Source organism: Agromyces sp. Leaf222 (genome assembly GCF_001421565.1).
Classification (GTDB): domain Bacteria; phylum Actinomycetota; class Actinomycetes; order Actinomycetales; family Microbacteriaceae; genus Agromyces.
This window is the reverse complement of the sequence record NZ_LMKQ01000001.1, coordinates 1653266-1671979: the sequence shown is the minus strand read 5'-3', so window position 1 is coordinate 1671979 and position 18714 is coordinate 1653266. Positions and strand designations below refer to the sequence as shown.

The 18714-nt window shown below is 72.3% G+C and carries 17 protein-coding genes; 9 read left to right on the top strand and 8 right to left on the bottom strand.

Annotated features, from left to right (window positions below; genetic code table 11):
* The first annotated feature begins 159 nt into the window (after nucleotides 1–159).
* The gene (locus ASE68_RS07365; RefSeq protein WP_055856852.1) at nucleotides 160–822 is read left to right on the top strand and encodes a hypothetical protein; all 663 of its coding nucleotides are present in this window, start codon (nucleotides 160–162) and stop codon (nucleotides 820–822) included.
* 18 nt (nucleotides 823–840) lie between these two features.
* Here ASE68_RS07365 and ASE68_RS07360 read toward each other — a convergent pair whose 3' ends face one another.
* Entirely contained in the window at nucleotides 841–1203 is a 363-nt protein-coding gene (locus ASE68_RS07360; RefSeq protein ID WP_055856849.1) for a TIGR02611 family protein, read from the bottom strand.
* Nucleotides 1204–1276: 73 nt separating this feature from the next.
* Nucleotides 1277–2071 (bottom strand): general stress protein, encoded by a 795-nt coding sequence (locus ASE68_RS20520; protein WP_200921676.1) that lies wholly within the window; start codon nucleotides 2069–2071, stop codon nucleotides 1277–1279.
* A 32-nt stretch (nucleotides 2072–2103) separates the two neighbouring features.
* Between ASE68_RS20520 and ASE68_RS07350 the strand changes: the two genes are divergently transcribed.
* From ASE68_RS07350 to ASE68_RS07335, 4 genes are read left to right on the top strand one after another with little or no spacing between them, the layout of a single operon-like run.
* The gene (locus ASE68_RS07350) at nucleotides 2104–3438 is read left to right on the top strand and encodes a magnesium transporter MgtE N-terminal domain-containing protein (protein ID WP_055856846.1); all 1335 of its coding nucleotides are present in this window, start codon (nucleotides 2104–2106) and stop codon (nucleotides 3436–3438) included.
* Nucleotides 3425–3955: a DUF1003 domain-containing protein gene (locus ASE68_RS07345; protein WP_055856843.1), complete on the top strand. Its 531-nt coding sequence runs from the start codon at nucleotides 3425–3427 to the stop codon at nucleotides 3953–3955. The genes ASE68_RS07350 and ASE68_RS07345 overlap by 14 nt, the downstream gene beginning before the upstream one ends.
* Nucleotides 3936–5126, top strand: coding sequence for an Mrp/NBP35 family ATP-binding protein (locus ASE68_RS07340; protein WP_055856841.1), 1191 nt, complete (start codon nucleotides 3936–3938; stop codon nucleotides 5124–5126). Before ASE68_RS07345 ends, ASE68_RS07340 begins: the two co-directional genes overlap by 20 nt.
* 5 nt (nucleotides 5127–5131) lie before the next feature.
* Nucleotides 5132–6043, top strand: a complete 912-nt coding sequence (locus ASE68_RS07335; protein ID WP_157421579.1) for a hypothetical protein — start codon at nucleotides 5132–5134, stop codon at nucleotides 6041–6043.
* A 33-nt stretch (nucleotides 6044–6076) separates the two neighbouring features.
* Here ASE68_RS07335 and ASE68_RS07330 read toward each other — a convergent pair whose 3' ends face one another.
* A complete protein-coding gene (locus ASE68_RS07330; protein ID WP_055856834.1) occupies nucleotides 6077–7600 on the bottom strand; it encodes an aspartate aminotransferase family protein in 1524 nt (507 codons plus the stop codon).
* Between the two features lie 2 nt (nucleotides 7601–7602).
* Nucleotides 7603–9036 carry an MFS transporter gene (locus ASE68_RS07325; protein ID WP_082462101.1) on the bottom strand — a complete coding sequence of 478 codons (1434 nt, stop codon included), beginning with the start codon at nucleotides 9034–9036 and terminating at the stop codon, nucleotides 7603–7605.
* Between the two features lie 69 nt (nucleotides 9037–9105).
* Here ASE68_RS07325 and ASE68_RS07320 point away from each other — a divergent pair, with 69 nt between their 5' ends.
* Nucleotides 9106–10656, top strand: a complete 1551-nt coding sequence (locus ASE68_RS07320; RefSeq protein WP_055856831.1) for a succinic semialdehyde dehydrogenase — start codon at nucleotides 9106–9108, stop codon at nucleotides 10654–10656.
* Between the two features lie 94 nt (nucleotides 10657–10750).
* Here the strand turns inward: ASE68_RS07320 and ASE68_RS07315 are convergent, their stop codons facing one another.
* Entirely contained in the window at nucleotides 10751–11140 is a 390-nt protein-coding gene (locus tag ASE68_RS07315; RefSeq protein ID WP_055856828.1) for a sec-independent translocase, read from the bottom strand.
* A gap of 89 nt (nucleotides 11141–11229) precedes the next feature.
* Here ASE68_RS07315 and ASE68_RS07310 point away from each other — a divergent pair, with 89 nt between their 5' ends.
* On the top strand, nucleotides 11230–11862 hold the full coding sequence (locus ASE68_RS07310) for an O-methyltransferase (RefSeq protein ID WP_055856825.1): 633 nt from the start codon (nucleotides 11230–11232) through the stop codon (nucleotides 11860–11862).
* 230 nt (nucleotides 11863–12092) lie between these two features.
* Here the strand turns inward: ASE68_RS07310 and ASE68_RS19820 are convergent, their stop codons facing one another.
* From ASE68_RS19820 to dapE, 3 genes are all read right to left on the bottom strand, one after another.
* A complete protein-coding gene (locus ASE68_RS19820) occupies nucleotides 12093–12266 on the bottom strand; it encodes a DUF3117 domain-containing protein (protein ID WP_067875042.1) in 174 nt (57 codons plus the stop codon).
* A gap of 183 nt (nucleotides 12267–12449) precedes the next feature.
* On the bottom strand, nucleotides 12450–13757 hold the full coding sequence (locus ASE68_RS07305; RefSeq protein ID WP_235480783.1) for a hypothetical protein: 1308 nt from the start codon (nucleotides 13755–13757) through the stop codon (nucleotides 12450–12452).
* 7 nt (nucleotides 13758–13764) lie between these two features.
* Entirely contained in the window at nucleotides 13765–14865 is a 1101-nt protein-coding gene (gene dapE / locus ASE68_RS07300; RefSeq protein ID WP_055856824.1) for a succinyl-diaminopimelate desuccinylase, read from the bottom strand.
* Between the two features lie 63 nt (nucleotides 14866–14928).
* Here dapE and dapD point away from each other — a divergent pair, with 63 nt between their 5' ends.
* Entirely contained in the window at nucleotides 14929–15876 is a 948-nt protein-coding gene (gene dapD, locus ASE68_RS07295; RefSeq protein WP_055856820.1) for a 2,3,4,5-tetrahydropyridine-2,6-dicarboxylate N-succinyltransferase, read from the top strand.
* A gap of 99 nt (nucleotides 15877–15975) precedes the next feature.
* Complete coding sequence (locus ASE68_RS07290; protein WP_200921675.1) at nucleotides 15976–18594, top strand: penicillin acylase family protein; 2619 nt, start codon at nucleotides 15976–15978, stop codon at nucleotides 18592–18594.
* Nucleotides 18595–18714 lie beyond the last annotated feature (120 nt).

The following is an 18714-nucleotide window of genomic DNA, read 5'->3' as shown; positions in this document are numbered from 1 at the left end:
GCGGCATCCGAGGCACCGAGAACCTGTCCGCGGGACCCCGCGCACGGTCGCCGAGGTCGAGGCATGGGTGCAGGGGGCCGCACGCCCGTGATCGAACCGTGATGCGCGGGCGGGTCGCACCGCTGCGCCCCGGCCCGAGCATGCCCTAGATTTCCGATCATGACCCGAAACCCGTTCGGCGACGCGTTCCGCATCGCCGCCGTCGCCGGAGCCTCGGCGGCGCTCGCCCTGCTGCTCAGCGGATGCGTCGCGGCCCCCACGGCCGCCCCGCTCGAGACGCCCGCCACGACGATCGCACCCACCGAGACGGCCGTCGGCGACGCCACCGAGGCGGCCCCGTCCCCCGAACCGGTCGAGCCGGCCGAGCCGGTCGAGCCGGTCGAAGTGGATCCCGCGCGCTTCACCACCGAGTACCTGCCGGACACGTCGTTCGGCGTGGGCGACGGAACGGTCAACTGCCAGATCACCTCCGACTGGGAGTTCCCCGATGAAGCCGCCTGGGGCTGCGCGGTATCCCTCGGCCAGACCTGGCGCTGGGAGGACACCTCCTTCGCCGAGTACTGCGCGCAGCTCGGGGAGCTCGGATGCCGCAACGGACTCGTCGTGCGCGGTGACGACGCCCCGATGCCTCGTCGAAACACCGACGCCGCGTTCGGCGGCATGCGGGCCGCGCACATCCTCGCCGAAGGTGAACGCATCACGGTGGGCACGGTGTCGTGCCAGTCGACGACCGACGACGGCGTTCGGTGCGAGGACGCGACCAGCGGCCAGGGCTTCGAGCTCTCGCCGACGGCCATCGTCGTGGTGACGTACGGCGAGTGAGGTTCGTCCGCTGACGCGTCAGGCGGTCACGCCGCGTCGCCCCGCTGCCGTCTTCGCAGCGCGGCGGGCCTGCCACCAGGCCCAGAAGCGGGCGAGCTGACGCTTCGTGAAGGCCGCGAGGCGGCGCGCCCAGGCGAACTCGGTGCCGAGGATCGCGAGTCCGAGGAAGACCACGAGCCATCCGGGCCCCGGCAGTGGCACGAGGGCGAGCCCGACGACGGCGACGGTTCCGCCGAGCACGCCGACGAGCACGCGGTAGGTGCGCCGCAGCGCCGGGCGGTCGTGGATGCGCCGACGGATGCCGCGCAGCACCCGCCGGATCGGGCGGTCGTGGCGTTCGGCCTCGTCGATCTCGCGTGAGAGTTCCTGCTCGGTCACCATGGAGACACGATATATCGCGAGTCCCCGCTCGTCGGCCGAACTCAGCGACCTCGCAGCAACGCCGGGGGGCCGCTCAGGCGTCGCCGCCGGACCGCCGCTTCTCGCGCTCCGCACGTCGGGCGGCGTCGAGCGCCTCGCCGTACGTGAGGCCCTGCGGCTCCGCCGCGCCGGCGTCGGGCGCGACCTCGGGATCGGACGCCGAGGCGTCAGCGGCGACCGCCGGTTCGGCGGCCCCGCTGTCGGTGGCGGCAGGATGGTCGGCTGCCGCGGCATCCGACATCTCCCCGTACTGGCCGGCCGATGACGAGCGGGTACGCGACGACGCGAACGGCTGGGCGGGCGACGCGGCACCGGGCGTCGGCAGGGCCGGCGCGGGCGCCTCGGTCACGCCGAGCACCTGTCGGGCGCGTTCGACGTGCGCGGTCTCGGCCACGATCGAGTAGCTCGTGGCGAGCACCTGCGCGACCGAGGTGAAGTCGCGGCGACGGCGGTTGACCGAGTACGAGACCACGCTGAAGATCATGCCGAAGCCGGCGCCGATGAGCACGGCCGAGATCAGGATGCCGACCGAGGACGGCGTGGGCGCGAAGATGAAGAACAGCAGGCCGAGGAACGTGCCGAACCAGGCGCCCGAGAGCGCACCGGCACCGGCCGCACGGCCCCACGTGAGCTTGCCGGTGATGCGCTCGACGCTCGTGAGCCCCGTGCCGACGATCGCGAGCTCCTTGAGCGGGAACTCGGCCTTCGCGAGCGCGTCGACACCCGCCTGCGCCTCGGCGTAGGTCTCGAAGCTCGCGACCGTCTCGCCCTGCGGCAAAGTCGGGAAGGCTCTGGACATGCGGCCGCCGAACGGCGATGGGGTGCTCACCTCCTCATCCTCCCACGGGCTAAGTTGGTACCGTGAGCGCAACGAGAGTCTTCGTCGCCCGACTCGCCGGATGCGCCGTCTTCGACCCCGCCGGTGATCGGGTCGGCAAGGTGCGCGACGTCCTCGTCGTGTACCGCCGCAACGACCCGCCACGGGTGGTGGGGCTCATCGTCGAGGTTCCGGGCAAACGCCGGGTGTTCCTCTCGATCGGTCGAGTCACCTCGATCGGCGGCGGGCAGATCATCACGACCGGCCTCATCAACCTGCGCCGCTTCGAGCAGCGCGGCGGCGAGGTGCGCGTGATCGCCGAGATGCTAGGCCGCAAGGTGTCGTTCAACGACGGCTCCGGCGAGGCGTCGGTCGAAGACGTCTCGATCGAGGAGCGCGAGCCGGGCGAGTGGGAGGTCGAGCAGCTCTTCGTGCGCCGGCCGAAGGGCGCATCGCCGTTCTCGAAGGGCCAGTCCGCCTACGTCACGTGGCGCGAGGTGCGCGAGCTCGCCCCGTCGGGCGAGGCGCAGTCCGCCGAGCAGCTCATCGCGACGTACTCCGAGCTGAAGCCCGCCGACCTCGCGAACACGCTCCTCGACCTGCCGGTGGCGCGCCGCCAGGAGGTCGCTGAAGAACTCTCCGACGACCGCCTCGCCGACGTGCTCGAGGAGATGCCCGAGTCCGACCAGGTCGAGATCCTCTCCGGCCTCGGCGACGACCGCGCCGCCGACGTGCTCGATCACATGCAGCCCGACGACGCCGCCGACCTCATCGCGCAACTCCCCGAGGAGCGCGGCGAGCACCTGCTCGAGCTCATGGAGCCCGAAGAGGCCGAAGACGTGCGCATGCTGCTCTCGTACGGGCCCGACACCGCCGGCGGTCTCATGACGACCGAGCCGATCATCGTCTCGGCCGATGCCACGGTGGCCGAGGGGCTCGCCCTCATCCGCCGCCACGACCTGCCTCCGGCCCTCGGTGCGGCCGTCTGCGTGACGCTGCCGCCCTACGAGGCCCCCACCGGGCGGTTCCTGGGCGTCGTGCACTTCCAGCGCATGCTGCGGTATCCCCCGCACGAACGCCTCGGCACCCTGATCGACCAGGGCCTCGAGCCCGTCGGCGCCGGCACGTCGGCCGCCGAGGTCAGCCGCATCCTCGCGAGCTACGACCTGGTCTCGGTGCCGGTCATCGACGAGAAGCACCGCCTCGTCGGCGTGGTCACGATCGACGACGTGCTCGACTACCTGCTGCCCGATGACTGGCGAAGTCATCCCGAAGACGACGACGAGGTGAGCAAACGCGCGACCGCCCGCGCACAACTGACGACCGGGAGCATCCCGATCCCGAGCACCGCGAGGAGGGCAGCAGATGGCACGCGCTAACAACGCCGACGAACGGCGTTTCGACACTCCGAAGGGCAGTCGGCGTGCACCCCAGTTCCGCCGGAGCGGTGACAACGACCGGTTCGGGCGATTCACCGAGTGGGTCGCGCGAGGAATGGGCACGCCGGGCTTCCTGCTGGGACTCTCGGTCTTCGCCATCGGGTGGATGCTCTGGAACACCTTCGCCCCCGAGAACATGCGCTTCGACTCCGTCGCCATCGGGTTCACGGCACTCACGCTCGTGCTGAGCCTGCAGGCGTCGTACGCCGCCCCCCTCATCCTGCTGGCTCAGAACCGTCAGGACGACCGCGACCGCGTGCAGATCGAGCAGGACCGCCAGCGCGCCGAGCGCAACCTCGCCGACACCGAGTACCTCGCGCGCGAGGTCGTCGCCCTGCGCCTGGCCATGCGCGACCTCGCGTCGAAGGACTTCATCCGGGCGGAGCTGCGGGCCGTCCTCGAAGAACTCGATCGAAAAGACGACGAGGATGCCGCGAATGCCGCACCCCGCTCCTGAGGCGGCCGACCCCGCCGAGCTCGAGGCCGCGGTCCGCCGAGCCCTCGAGTCCGTCATCGACCCCGAGATCCGCAAGCCCATCACCGAGCTCGACATGCTCGAGTCGGTGTCGGTCGACGGCGCGCGCGTGCAGGTCGTGGTGCGACTCACGATCGTCGGCTGTCCGGCATCCGACCGCATCGAACGCGACGTGCGGCAGGCGGCCGAGACGGTCGCGGGCGAGGGCATGGCGGATGTCACGCTCACCGTCATGACGCCGGCGCAGCGAACGGCGCTGACCGAGCGCCTGCGCGGCGGCAAGGCCGGTCGCGGCAATCCGTTCGGCCCCGGCACCCTCACGCACGTGATCGCGGTCACGAGCGGCAAGGGCGGCGTCGGCAAGTCCACGCTCACGGCGAACCTCGCCGTCGCGCTCGCGGCACGCGGCCTGTCGGTGGGGCTCATCGACGCCGACGTGCACGGGTTCTCGATCCCAGCGCTGCTGGGGCTCGTCGACGACGAGGGACTCGCCGCCCGGCCGACGCAGGTCAACGACATGATCCTGCCCCCCGTCGCCCACGGCGTGAAGGTCATCTCGATCGGCATGTTCGTCGAGCCCGCGGAGCCGGGTTCGCGCGCATCCTCGGTCGCGGTCGCCTGGCGCGGACCGATGCTGCACCGCACGCTCAACCAGTTCCTCACCGACGTCTACTTCGGCGACCTCGACGTGCTGCTCGTCGACCTGCCGCCCGGCACCGGCGACATCGCGATCTCGCTCGGGCAGCTGCTGCCGAATGCCGAGGTACTCGTGGTCACGACCCCGCAGCCCGCAGCGGCCGACGTCGCCGAGCGGTCCGGCGTCGTCGCGCGGCAGACCGGCCAGCGCATCATCGGCGTCGTCGAGAACATGGCCGGCCTCGCCGGACCCGACGGCACCGTGCTCGATCTCTTCGGGTCGGGCGGCGGCGCCGAGGTCGCACGACGCCTCTCGGCCGGGCAGGCCGAGGCCGTGCCGCTCATCGCGAGCGTGCCGCTCAGCATCGCGCTGCGCCAGGGCGGCGACGAGGGCACCCCGGTCGTCGCCGGTGCCCCCGACGATCCGGCCGCCGTGGCCATCGAACGCGTCGCCGAGGTCATCGCGACCCGGCCGCGCCGGCTCTCCGGTCGCCGGCTCGACGTCTCGGTGCGGTGATCCCGATGCCGCGCGCCGCCGCCCATCGCGCCGGCGGGCGTCTGCGCGTGGCGCTCGTGCCGAGGGCTGCGCTCGTGCTGCTCGCCGTCGTCGCGACGGCGGCGTGCACGCAGCAGCCGGCCGAGCCCGAGCCGACCGCCGCGCTGCCCGACGGCATCTCCGCGAGCGTGCTGCAGAGCCGTCAGGACGTGGTCGACGGCCGCCTCGTGGTGCAGCTCGACAACGGCACGGGTGACGAGCTCGAGTTCGCGTCGTTCGACGTCGAGGCGCCCGGCCTGGAGCCCGGCCTGCACTTCGACGGCCCGCGCACGATCGCCGACGGAAGGTCGGTGCAGTACCGCGTCGACGTGACGCCGGCGCGATGCGACGGCGACGCCGGTCCGGCCGAGGTCACGCTGGAGGTGACCGGGGTCGACGGAGGCACCGCGGTGGGCACCGTTCGCGCCGACGACCCGTACGACACGCTCCCCCGCCTGCAGAACAGCGGATGCCTCGCCGGCGCCGTCGAGTCCGTCGCCTCGTTCACCCTCGCCGACCGCCTGCGGTCGACGGCGTCCGGCGTCGACCGCCGCGCGTTCCTCGACATCGCCGTGCAGCCGACGGGCGCGGCATCCGGATCGGTCGACCTCTCCGAGGTGCTCGGCACCACGCTGCTCTCGGCGGAGGACGGGCTGAACTGGTCGACCACGAGCGCCCACGTCGAGGCATCCGATGACCCGTCGACGATCTCGCTGCCGGTCCGGCCCGCGCGCTGCGACCCGCACGCGGGCGCCGAGGACAAGCGCGGCACGATCCTGCCGCTCGTCGTGACGACGAGCGAGGGCTGGTCCGGCCAGTACGAGGTGCGCGCGTCGGCCTCGCTGAAGGAGGACCTGTTCGCCTACTTCACCGAGCGGTGCGGCCTGCCCTCGAACTGACGGCGCGACACGCCACGCTCCGCCGCCGAGGCGTCAGCGCGGCTCGACGACCCGCGCCAGCAGCTCCACGAGCAGGCGCCCGGTGAGCTCCGAGGGCAGCGCCTCGACGAGCGCGAGCACGGGCGCCATCTGCGCGGGCAGCCCGCCGCCCTCGCCGCCGAGCAGGCCGATCGCGCCGAGCAGGCCGGCCGCGGTGTCGGAGTCGAGCCCGCCGGATGCCGCGAGCAGGGGTTCGATGCCGCCGGGAAGCGCATCGGCGAGGCCGGCGAGCACGAGCGAGCCGTCGACCTGCGGCACGCCGCGCACGGCGTCGGCCGCGGCGACGAGCGCCTGCGAGAGGTCGTCGACGACGCCTTCGGTCACGGGCGTGATTGTGAGGTGCGTGGTGTGCGGCAGCCGCGTGCCGTCGGCCTGCACGAGCCCCGGCTGCAGTTGCAGGAACCAGCCCGAGCCGCGCGCGGCATCCGCCCAGTGGTGCGGATCGACGCGCTGCTCGGGAGCGACCGACTCGTCGGTCGCGACCGCGAACAGCGGACCGGTCGGCACGCCGACGACCCGAAGGCCCTCGATGCCCTCGACGGCCTCGCGGAGCACCGCGGTGGCACGCGCGGCCTTCGCCGACAACCCGGCGAACCCCTGCTCGCCCAGCACCTCGATGATCGACCAGGCGGCCGCGAGCGGACCGGCCGGCTTGGACCCCGTCATCGTCGGGTTCACGACGGGGTAGCCCGGCCACCCGGTCGTGCGGAAGTACTGGTGACGCTGACGGTCGCGGCCGCGCGTGAGCAGCACCGAGACGCCCTTCGGCGCGTAGCCGTACTTGTGCAGGTCGGCCGAGAGGCTCGTGACACCGGGCACGGCGAAGTCCCATGCGGGCAGGTCGTCGGGCCAGAAGCCGAGCGCGAAGCCGCCGATGCAGGCGTCGACGTGCAGCGCGATGCCGCGCGCACGGCAGACCGCCGCGACATCCGCGACCGGGTCGAGGCTCGCGAACGGATACGACGGGGCCGAGACCACGACGAGCGCCACGTCGTCGCCGAGGCGGTCCTCGATGGCGGATGCCGCGAGCGTGCCCGTCGCCGGATCGACGGGAACGAGGTCGAGCACGAGCCCGAAGTACTCGGCCGCCTTGTGGAACGCGGCGTGCACCGTGATCGGGGCGACGATGCGCGGCATCCGCGGCGTGCCGACGCGTACCGCGCGCCAGGCGTCGCGAGCCGTCTTCACCGCGAGCAGGCAGCTCTCGGTGCCGCCCGAGGTGACGGTGCCGACGACGACCTCGGCCGAGTCCGTGCCGCCGGACTCGCCGTGGAACACGCGTCGGGCGAACCCGACGACGCCCGCCTCCATGGCCGCGACCGAGGTGAACGTCGTCGGGTCGAGGCCGTTGACGGGCTGTACGAGCCGCGCGGCCGAGGCGGAGAGCTCATCGAGCTCGGCGAGGCCGGAGTCGTACACGTACGAGAGCACCCGGCCGCCGTGCGTTGGCGCGTCGCCCTCGCGCAGGGCGGCGAGTTCGGCCAGCACGTCGGCAGGGTCGCGTCGGAAGTCGTTCATGGTCACACCGTCTCCTCCGTGTCGTTCTCTGTGTTCGGCCGCGACGCGGGGGCGCCGGCAGCCCGGGCGGGCGCAGCGGCGACGGCCGCGGCATCCGCATCGATATCGTCTCGTCGGAGTCCGTAGCGGGCGAGCGGCACGAGGCTCAGGAACACCAGCACCGCGGGCAGGGCGCTGAAGCTCACGGCGATGCCCGCGACGGCGGCGGCCGGCTGCACGACGACGGTCGAGCCGGTCGACTCGAGGTAGCCGGTGAGCGCGAGCACGATCGTGAGCACCGTCGCGCCGAGCGCCATGCCGGCGGTCTCGCCGGCGGTCCAGATGCCGCCGAAGCTGCCGGCGCGGCCCTCGCCGTGCTTGCGGGCGTCATGCGAGATGACGTCGGGCAGCATCGCCATGGGCAGCGTCTGCATGCCGGCGTACGCGGCGCCCGCGAGTGCGACGGGCACGTACACCCAGGCGCCGGGCGCCCAGATCATGCCGACCATGCTGAGCGCCGCCAGCGCGAACAGCAGGCTCGCCCACTGGAACGCACGCTCCTTGCCGATGCCCCTCGAGATGCGGCTCCACAGCGGTGCGCAGAGCACCGCGGGGGCGATGAGCGCCACGAACAGCAGCGTCAGGGCGTCTTCGCTCCTCAGCACCCAGACGGCGACGTAGTTCGCGCCCGCGAGCATGACGCCCGTGGCGAGCCCCTGCAGCACGAAGGTGGCGAGCAGCGCCCGGAAGGCGGGGCTGCGTCGCAGCGCGGCGAAGCCCTCGGCGTAGGCCGAACGGATGCCGCGGCGCGGCGCCTGCACGCCCGGCAGGCCGCGCGGGGCCGTCGACACCGCGACGAGCATGCCTGCGCCGATGACGAGCCCCGCGACGACGGCCATCACGAGGTAGCCGATCGCCTCGTCGTCGCCGCCCATGCGCCGCAGCACCGGCCCGCCCGCACCGAAGAGCAGGATCGCGAGGCTCAGCACGACCACGCGCCACGACAGCAGCCGGGTGCGGGCGTCGTAGTCGGAGGTGAGCTCGGCCGGCAGCGCGATGTAGGGCACCTGGAACAGGCTGAACGCGGTGGCCGTCGCCAGGAACGCGAGGAACACCCAGACCCCGGATGCCGCGGGCGCGAGCCCTACGGGCACCGCGAACGTCAGCACGAACCCGACGGGCAGCGCGACGGCGCCGACGCGCATCCAGGTGCGGCGCGAACCGGTGCGGGCGAGCGCGCGGTCGCTGTGCTCGCCGATCCACGGATCGATGACGACGTCCCACACCTTCGCCGCCGTCACGACGAGCCCGGCGAACAGCGCGGTGACGCCGAGGGTGTCGGTCATGTAGAAGACGAGGACGAGTCCGGGCAGCGTCGCGAAGCCACCGGTTCCGAGGGAACCGATGGCATATCGGGTGACGACGCCGCGGGAGAGGGGGCGCTCCGTTGCGGTCATGGAGGCAGTGTAGTGCGCTGCGCGAACTCGGTCCGACCGAAGTGGGTCAACTGTCCTAGACTGTGCCGCATGCGTGCCACCCTGGCCTCCCCCGACCTGTTCGCCCGCCTCACCGCCGAGATCGTCGCTTCGGGCGACTCCACGGTCGAGGTGCCGACGCCGTCCACCGGCGAGACGCTGCATGCGCTGCCGCAATCGAGCGCCGCAGACGTGCACGATGCGGCCGCCCGCGCCCGCATCGCCCAGCTCGCGTGGGCCAGGGCGGGCTTCGCCGAGCGCCGCCGCATCCTGCTCCGCGCGCACGATCTCGTGCTCGAGCGGCGCGAACTGCTGCTCGACCTGATCCAGCTCGAGAGCGGCAAGACCCGCGGCCAGGCCTTCGAGGAGGTCTTCCAGGCCGCATCCGTCACGCGCTACAACGCCGTGATGGCCCGCAAGGTGCTCCGCGGCGGACCGCGGCGCAGTGGCATCCCGACCGTGCTGACCGCGAGCGTTCGCTACCGCCCCAAGGGCGTCGCCGGCGTGATCACGCCATGGAACTACGCGCTCAGCCTCGCCGCGATGGACGTCGTGCCCGCGCTGGCAGCCGGCTGCGCGGTCGTGCAGAAGGCCGACGACCAGGGCGCGCTGTCGATCCTCGCCCTGCGTCGCGCGTTCATCGACGCCGGCGTTCCCGAGGCCCTGTGGGCCGTCGTCACCGGCCCCGCGGCCGAGGTCGGCGAAGCGGTGACGGATGTCGCCGACTACATCTGCTTCACCGGCTCGACCGCCACGGGGCGCAAGGTCGCCGAGAAGGCGGGCCGCCGCCTCGTGGGCGCCTCGCTCGAGCTCGGCGGCAAGAACGCCCTGCTCGTGCTCGACGACGCGGATCCCGTCGACGCCGCCCGTGGCGCCGCGCACGCCGCGTTCTCGGCCATGGGCCAGCTCTGCGTCTCGGTCGAGCGCTTCTACGTCGACCGCAAGGTCGCGGGCGAGTTCCAGCGCGAGCTCGTCACCCGCCTGCAGGGCGCCGCACTCGGCTCCGAGCTCGAGTACCGGGCCGACTTCGGGTCGCTCACGAGCGCGGCGCAGGTCGCGCGCGTGCAGGCGCACCTCGACGACGCCGTCGCCAAGGGCGCGACCGTGCTCGTCGGCGGCAGGCCACGCCCCGACCTCGGCCCGTGGTTCTTCGAGCCGACCGTGCTCACGGGCGTCACTCCCGAGATGAGCGTCTACGCCGACGAGACCTTCGGCGCGATCGCGTCGCTCTACCTCGTCGACGGCGACGCAGAGGCGATCGTCGCCGCGAACCAGAGCCAATACGGCCTGAACGCCTCGATCTTCTCGCGCTCGCTCCGACACGCGTCACGCGTGGCCGATGCCCTCGAGTCGGGCAGCATCAACATCAACGAGGGCTACCGGGGGTCGTTCTCGGCCGTCGCGGCACCGATGGGCGGCGTGAAGCAGTCCGGCGTCGGACGCCGCAACGGCCGCGAGGGCCTGCTGCGCTTCGTCGAGCCCATCACGGTCGCCCGCTCGACCGGCCTCGTTCCGCTGCCCCGCACGGGTCCCGAGTACCGCACGCTCGTGCCCGTCATGGTGCTCGTCGCGCAGGCGCTGAAGGCGATCCGTCGCGCCTGACGCTCAGCCGCGGCATCCGTTCGCCTCGTCGCGCGCGACGGATGACGGATGCCGCGGCTCAGGTCGCTGCGGAGCCTCAGGTCGCTGCGGAGGCTCAGGTCGCTTCGGAGTCGAATGGGGCCTGGTCGCCCGCACCGAGGGCCTCGCGCTTGCGCTTGCGCTGCAGGTAGGCGGAGTTCTCGTTGACGGCGGCCCTGGCGACCACGGGCGTCGCGGGGGCGGCGAACGGGTCGGCGTCGCTCAGCGCGTCGCGGATGATGCGGCGCGGATCGTACTGACGAGGGTCGAGCTTCTGCCAGTCGACGTCGTCGAACTCGGGACCCATCTCCTCGCGCATGCGGTCTTTCGCGCCGTTCGCGAAGTCGCGCACCGACCGCACGAACTTGCCGAGCTGCGCTGCATAGTGCGGCAGGCGTTCGGGGCCGAGCAGGAAGACGGCGATCACCCCGATGATGAGGAGTTTCTCGAACGTCAGACCGAACACCGTTACAGGATAGTCGGCGGCGAGGCGTGCGAATCGCACACTCGGCTGGCCGTAGGCTTGGCAGCTGAGAGAGTGCCGGGAGCCGCATCGTGTCCGAACGTGACCTGAACTGGAAGTACGTCGACGAATCCGTCGTCGAGAGCGAGGCCGTCGCCCGCGCGCGCCAGCAGTCCGTCGAGCTCGGCATCGACCCCGTCTCGCCCGCCGTCGGCGCCCAGCTCGCGGTCATCGCGGCCGCCGCACGCGCCGAATCGATCATCGAGATCGGCACCGGCGTCGGCGTCTCGGGCCTCTGCATGCTCCAGGCGGCCCGCGGTGCGCTCCTCACCTCGATCGACACCGAGAACGAGTACCTGCAGGCCGCACGCGAGAACTTCGCGGATGCCGGCGTGGCCGCCGCCCGCGTGCGACTCATCGCCGGGCGCGCGAGCGAGGTGCTCCCCCGCATGAACGAGAACTCCTACGACGTCGTGTTCATCGACGCCGACGCCGGCTCCGTGATCGAGTACGTCGAGCACGGCCTGCGGCTCGCGAAGCCGACCGGTTCGGTGCTCGTGGCCCGATCGCTGTGGCGCGGGCGCGTGGCCGACCCGGCCCGCCGAGACGACGAGGCGACGGCGTTCCGCGCGCTCATCACCGAGCTCGCGGCCTCGCCCGCCGTGGCCACCGCGGTCTCCCCCGCCGGCGACGGACTGCTGCAGATCGTCAAGCTCGGCGCCTGACGCGCGACCTTCCGCCGCAGGGCCCCGGTCTGCCGCGCCTACGACGTGCCGCACCCACGGCGTTGCTGCGCCGCGAACTGCCGGGCGACGACACGCAGAGACGACGGATGCCGCGCCACGACCTCGTGACGCGGCGTTCACCGCTGCATGGCGCAACGCCGAAGCGCTCCGCCGGGCATGCCTCGAGCCGAGCACCGCGATGCGGGCTCGGCTCGAAGCGAGTGGAACTGTCAGGCCGGGTTGACGACGCCACCGAGCACGTCGTAGAGCTCCTTGGCCTCAGCATCGTTCACCGAGACGACAAGGCGTCCGCCGCCCTCGAGCGGTACCCGCACGATGATCAGCCGACCCTCCTTCACAGCCTCCATAGGCCCGTCTCCGGTGCGTGGCTTCATGGCCGCCATTGAGCTACCCCTTTCGTGGCTGTACCTTCCCATTATCCTTCATCGGAAGCAGTCCTGAGAAATCGCCGTGAGGCTGTGGATGACGCGGGACGACCCGCAACGCCTCGAAGCGACGCACCCGCGGCCCGGGCGGCGACCACGGCGCGGGTGACGGCGCCGACCGCACCGCGGCTCGCGGCCGGCTCACGGCGGCGTCCAGTCGCGGCCGTCGATGCCCCACGCGATGAGCAGCCACCCGACCTGCAGCGCGAGGAACACGATGACGATCCCCCACCGGTACCACCTGGCGCGCGGGATCGCCGCCGCCCCGAGCAGCGGGAAGAGCGGAGACGTGATGCGGAACACGCTCGACTGCGGGAAGAACACCGCGAGCAGGTAGAGCGCGTAGCTCGCCGACCACAGTCGGATGTCGATCCCGAGGCGCCGCACCGCCGGCGTGAGCAGCAGGAGCCCGAACGCGAGGATCAGCGCCACGACCGCGAGAGATCCGAGCGGCTGCCCGAGCCACCATCCGCCGGACTCGAACCAGGCCGTGAACGGCACGAGCTCGCCGTACCCGATGTACGCGGCCCGCCAGGCGAGCTCGGTGTCGGTGTAGGCGTGCAGGTCGCCCGTGCCGATCGCGGCCACGAGCAGCCATCCGAACCCGAAGACCACGGCGAAGGCGGTGACGGATGCCGCGAGCACGCGTTCTCGCATCGGGAACGGGTCGTCGCGCCGCCGCCACCAGCGCAACAGCCAGTGCAGGCCGAGGGTCAGGGCGAAGGCGAGCGCACCCGGCCTCGTGAAGGACCACAGCGCGATCACCGGGAACAGCCAGCCGTACCGTCGATCGACGAGGAGGAGCAGGGCTGTGGCGAGCAGCAGGTAGCCGAGCGACTCGGCGTAGCCGAACTGCATGATCGGCGACACGGGCGCCACGCAGAACAGCACGACGGCGAACATCGCCCGGTCGGGTTCGAGGAACCGCGACATGAGCCGGTGGAACACGAGCGCCGCCCCGAGGCCCGCCGCGAGCGACACGATGACCGAGGCGACGTTCCAGGGCACCTGGAACCAGGTGAGCATGCCCACGAAGGCCGGGTAGACCGGCATGAAGGCCCACGCGTTCTCGGCCACATGGCCGTCGGGCGTCTGCGGCAGCTCGCTCGGATACCCCGAGAGCAGGATGATCTGGTACCAGCGGGCGTCCCACATGTTCGCGAACTCGAAGTAGCCGGGCTTCGCGGCGGTCCAGGGGTTGGCGCCCTGCACGCTCGCCAGTGCGAGCACGAACACCGTCGTGATCGCGCGCGCACCGGCGAAGACGAGCATCACGCGCAGCCACCACGGCGCGAGGCGCCACCGCACGCGCGGCGACCATCGCGTCGCGCGGAACGGGTCGGGCTCCCGCTCCCCTTGGCGGCCGGCCGTCACCGTGTCCGGCCCGGGTTCGCGCGGGGGTTCGCGCTCGGGCTCGCGGGCCGCCGCGTCGGCGCTCACGTCGGTCATGCGGGCGTCACGCGCCGGTCAGCCAGGAGCGGAGTCCCACCTCGCACGCGACGATCGCGTCGAGGCGCACGCGCTCGTCATCGGTGTGCGCGAGGCTTGGGTCGCCCGGCCCGTAGTTCACGGCGGGCACGCCGAGTGCGCTGAAGCGCGCGACATCCGTCCACCCGTACTTCGGCCTCGCCTCGGCGCCGACCGCCGCGAGGAACCCCTGCACGAACGGGTCGTCGAGCCCTGGGCGGGCGCCGGCCGAGGCATCCGTCACCGTCAACTCGTACTCGGGGAAGAGCGCCTGCATGGCCTCGATCGCGTCGTCGATCGATCGGCTCGGCGCGAAGCGGTAGTTGACCGTGAGCACGGCCTCGTCGGGCACGACGTTGCCGGCCACTCCCCCTCGGATGCCGACGGCGCTGAGGCCCTCGCGGTAGGCGAGCCCCTCGACGTCGACCGTCTCGGCCTCGAAGGACGCCAGCCGCTCGAGGGCGGGCGCGAGGGCGTGGATCGCGTTCACCCCCATCCACGGACGGGAGGTGTGCGACCGCGTGCCCGTCGCCCGCAGCTCGACGCGGAGCGTGCCGTTGCATCCGCCCTCGACCTGCCCGTTCGAGGACTCGCCGAGGATCGCGAAGTCGGCCTCGAACAGGTCGGGTCGCGTCTCGGCGAGGCGCTTGAGCCCGTTCAGGTCGGCCTGCACCTCTTCGTGGTCGTAGAACATCCACGTGACGTCGTAGGCCGGCTCGGCGAGCTCGACCGCGAGCTTCAGCGCGACCGCCACACCGCCCTTCATGTCGGTCGTGCCGCGGCCCCAGAGGTAGTCGACGCCTCCGTCGGTCTCGAACCGGGTCGGCACGTTGCCGTTGATCGGCACGGTGTCGAGGTGCCCGGCGATCACGACGCGCCGCTCGCGCCCCAGGTTCGTGCGCGCGACGATCGTGTCGCCGTCGCGGTGGAGCTCCAGGTGGGATGCCGCGGCGAGCGCCTGCTCGACGAGGTCGGCCAGCACGGTCTCATCGCCCGACACGCTCGGGATGTCGCAGATCGCCCGTGTGAGCGTGACGGAGTCGGCGGTCGGGTCGAGCGCGGGCGGCGTCATGGCGGTCTCGGCTGGCATGCCCCGATTCTACGGACGCGACGCCCCGCGTCATCCGCCCCGCCGCATCGCTACCCTTGGAGCATGCCTGCGAACGATGCCGCCCACAGCCCCGCCCGCACCGCCGCCGCCGCCGGCCTCACGACCATCGCCGGCGACGGCACCGTGCTCGACGCCTGGTTCCCGGCGCCGGGCCTCGGCGACGAGGCGACGCCGCTCGCCGAGGAGCACGCGGCCCTCGCGGGCGCCGACGCCCGTCGCAACGTGCGGGTCGAGGTCGTCGAGCTCACGATCGACCTCGATGCGGCGCCAGCGTCGACCGCCGACGCGTACCTGCGCCTGCACCTGCTCTCGCACCTCGTGGCCGCGCCGAACACCATCAACCTCGACGGCGTCTTCGGGCACCTGCCCGCCGTCGTCTGGACGAACGCGGGCCCGGTGCATCCGGCGGACTTCGACCGGCTGCGGCCCGCGCTGCAACGTGCTGGCATCCACGCGACCGGGCTCGACAAGTTCCCCCGCCTGCTCGACTACGTCACCCCCGAGCGCGTGCGCATCGCGGACGCCTCGCGCGTGCGCCTCGGCGCGCACCTCGCGCCGGGCACGACGGTCATGCACGAGGGGTTCGTGAACTTCAACGCCGGCACGCTCGGCACGTCGATGATCGAGGGGCGCGTCTCGCAGGGCGTCGTCGTGGGCGACGGCTCCGACATCGGCGGCGGCGCCTCGATCATGGGCACGCTCTCGGGCGGCGGCACCCAGCGCGTGGCCATCGGCGAGCGTGCGCTGCTCGGCGCGAACTCGGGCATCGGCATCTCGATCGGCGACGACACGGTCGTCGAGGCCGGCCTCTACGTCACCGCGGGCACCAAGGTCGCCCTCCTCGGCGATGGCGACGGGCGAACCGTCAAGGCCGTCGAGCTCTCGGGCGTGCCGAACCTGCTGTTCCGCCGCAACTCGGTCAACGGCCGGGTCGAGGTGCTCTCGCGCGACGGCCACGGCGTGACGCTCAACACCGCCCTGCACGCCTGAGTTCCGAAGGGCCGTTCGCAGGGCCCGCGCGCTCCATTACAGTTGTGCCTCAGGTCGCCGGGTGGCGGCCATCGCCGTGGGCGAGCACGAAGGAGTGACGTGGGCACCGACGCACCCAGAACCCGACACCACAACTGGCTGAGAGCGCTCACCTGGCTCCTGGCCGTCGTGCTCCTGCTCGTCGTCGCGGCGGCCGGCCTCGGCTGGTGGACCGTGCAGCGCTCGTTCCCCACGACGAGCGGGCGCATCGACGCACCTGGGCTCATCTCGCCCGTGAGCGTGTACCGAGACGACGCCGGGATCCCCCAGCTCGTCGCCGACAACGACCACGACCTGTTCTACGCGCAGGGCTTCGTGCACGCGCAGGATCGCTTCTGGGAGATGGACTTCCGCCGCCACGTCACCGCCGGTCGACTCGCCGAGCTCTTCGGCGAGTCGCAGGTCGGCACCGACACGTTCATCCGCACGCTGAACTGGCGGGGCATCGCCGAGCAGGAGTACAGCCTGATCGACGCCTCCGCCCGCGCCTACTACGAGGCCTACGCCGAGGGCGTGAACGCCTACCTGGCCACCCGCAGCGGCGCCGAGCTCTCGCTCGAGTACGCCGTGCTCGGCCTGCAGAACCCCGGCTACTCCCCCGAGCCGTGGACCCCCGTCGACTCGATCGCCTGGCTCAAGGCCATGGCCTGGGACCTCAGGTCGAACCTCGGCGACGAGATCGACCGGGCGCTGCTCTCGACGACGCTGCCCGCCGAAGAGGTCGCACGCCTGCATCCGGGCTTCGACTGGTCGACCGCACCCACGATCGTCGACGGACTGCCCGCGGCCTCCGCACCGGCCTCGACGGGCGCGGCGACGCGGCTCGACGGCGCCGAGGGCGGCGACACCGACGCCGGCGACACCGCATACGTGGCCGCGCTCACCTCGCTGCGCGCGACCCTCGACGCGATCCCCGCCCTGCTCGGCCCCGAGGGCAACGACATCGGGTCCAACTCCTGGGTGGTCTCGGGCGCGCTCACCGAATCGGGCATGCCGCTCCTCGCGAACGACCCGCACCTCGGCCCGACACTGCCCTCGATCTGGGCGCAGATGGGCCTGCACTGCGCGGAGCTCACCGACGACTGCACCTTCGACACGGCCGGCTACACGTTCTCGGGCCTCCCCGGCGTCATCATCGGCCACAACCAGCGCATCGCATGGGGCTTCACGAACCTCGGGCCCGACGTCGCCGACCTCTACCTCGAACGCGTCACCGGCGACACGTACGAGCTCGACGGCGAGCAGGTGCCCCTCGAGGTGCGCCAGGAGACCATCGAGGTCGCCGGCGGCGCCCCCGTGACGGTGGACGTGCGCTCCACGGGGCGCGGACCGATCGTGACGGGCATCAGCTCGGACTTCGCCGCCGTCGCTGAGACGTACCCCGCGGCATCCGGCGCCCCAGAGGGCACCACCGAGCTCTCGCTGCAGTGGACCGCGCTCACCCCAGGCACGACAGCCCAGTCGATCTTCGCGATCGATCGCGCCCGCGACTGGGACGAGTTCCGCGCCGCCGCGTCGCAGTTCGACGTGCCCGCGCAGAACCTCGTCTACGCCGACACCGAGGGCAACATCGGCTACCAGGCGCCCGGCTCGGTGCCGATCCGCAAGCACGGCGACGGCACGCTGCCGCAGCCCGGTTGGACGAGCGACGTCGGGTGGGCCGGCGAGGTCGCGTTCGACGACCTCCCGAACGTGCTGAACCCGCCGCGCGGCTACCTCGTGACCGCCAACAACGCCGTGGCGAACGGCGGCCCGTTCCTCACGGCCGACTGGGACTACGGCTACCGCGCCACCGCCATCGAGCGGCTGCTGCGGGAGCGCATCGACGCCGGCGAGAAGCTCACCGCCGAGGAATTCACGCGCATCCAGCTCGACACGAGCGACGCGAACACCGCCGCATTCCTCCCCGTGATCGCCGAGCTCGACCTCACCGGCGACGCCGCCCGTGGCGCGAAGCTGCTCGCCGACTGGAACGGCCATGCCGACGCCGACAGCCCAGAGGCCGCGTACTTCGCGGTGTTCTGGCGCACCCTGCTCGCGGACATGTTCGAGGCGCTGCCCGAAGCCACCCGCCCGACCGGCGGAGACCGCTGGTTCGAGGTCGTCGGCACGCTGCTCGAAGAGCCCGACGCCTCGTGGTGGACCAACGAGCGCCTCGGAGTGACCGGCCGCGACGCCATGCTCGCCAACGCCCTCGACGAGGCGTGGAACGAGGCGTCCGGCCGCATGGGCGGCAACCCCGAAGCCTGGCGGTGGGGACGCCTGCACACGCTCACGCTCACCAACCAGAGCTTCGGCACCTCGGGCATCGCGCCGATCGAATGGCTGTTCAACCGCGGCCCGTACGAACTCGGCGGCGGATCGTCGATCGTGAACGCCACCGGATGGGATGCCACGCTCGGCTACGGCGTCGACTGGGTGCCCTCGATGCGCATGGTCGTCGACCTGGGCGACCTCGACGCCTCCACCTGGATCAACCTCACCGGCGCGTCGGGGCACGCGTTCCATCCCAACTACACCGACCAGGCACCCCTCTGGCAGCACGGCGAGACCCGAACCTGGCCGTTCAGCCTCGAGGCGGTTCGTCACGCGGCGAAGGACACGCTGAACCTGCGTCCGGTGCCGGGCGTGGCGCCCGCGACGACGGCTCCCCCGACCGAGACACCCGCGGCGGAGTAGCGGCCGGCGGCACCGACACGAACGCCGAAGGGGCGCCACGCGAACGTGGCGCCCCTTCGGCGTCTCGGTTGCCGCGGCATCCGACCCTGCATTCGCAGGCGACGGCGCCGTGGCGCGCGC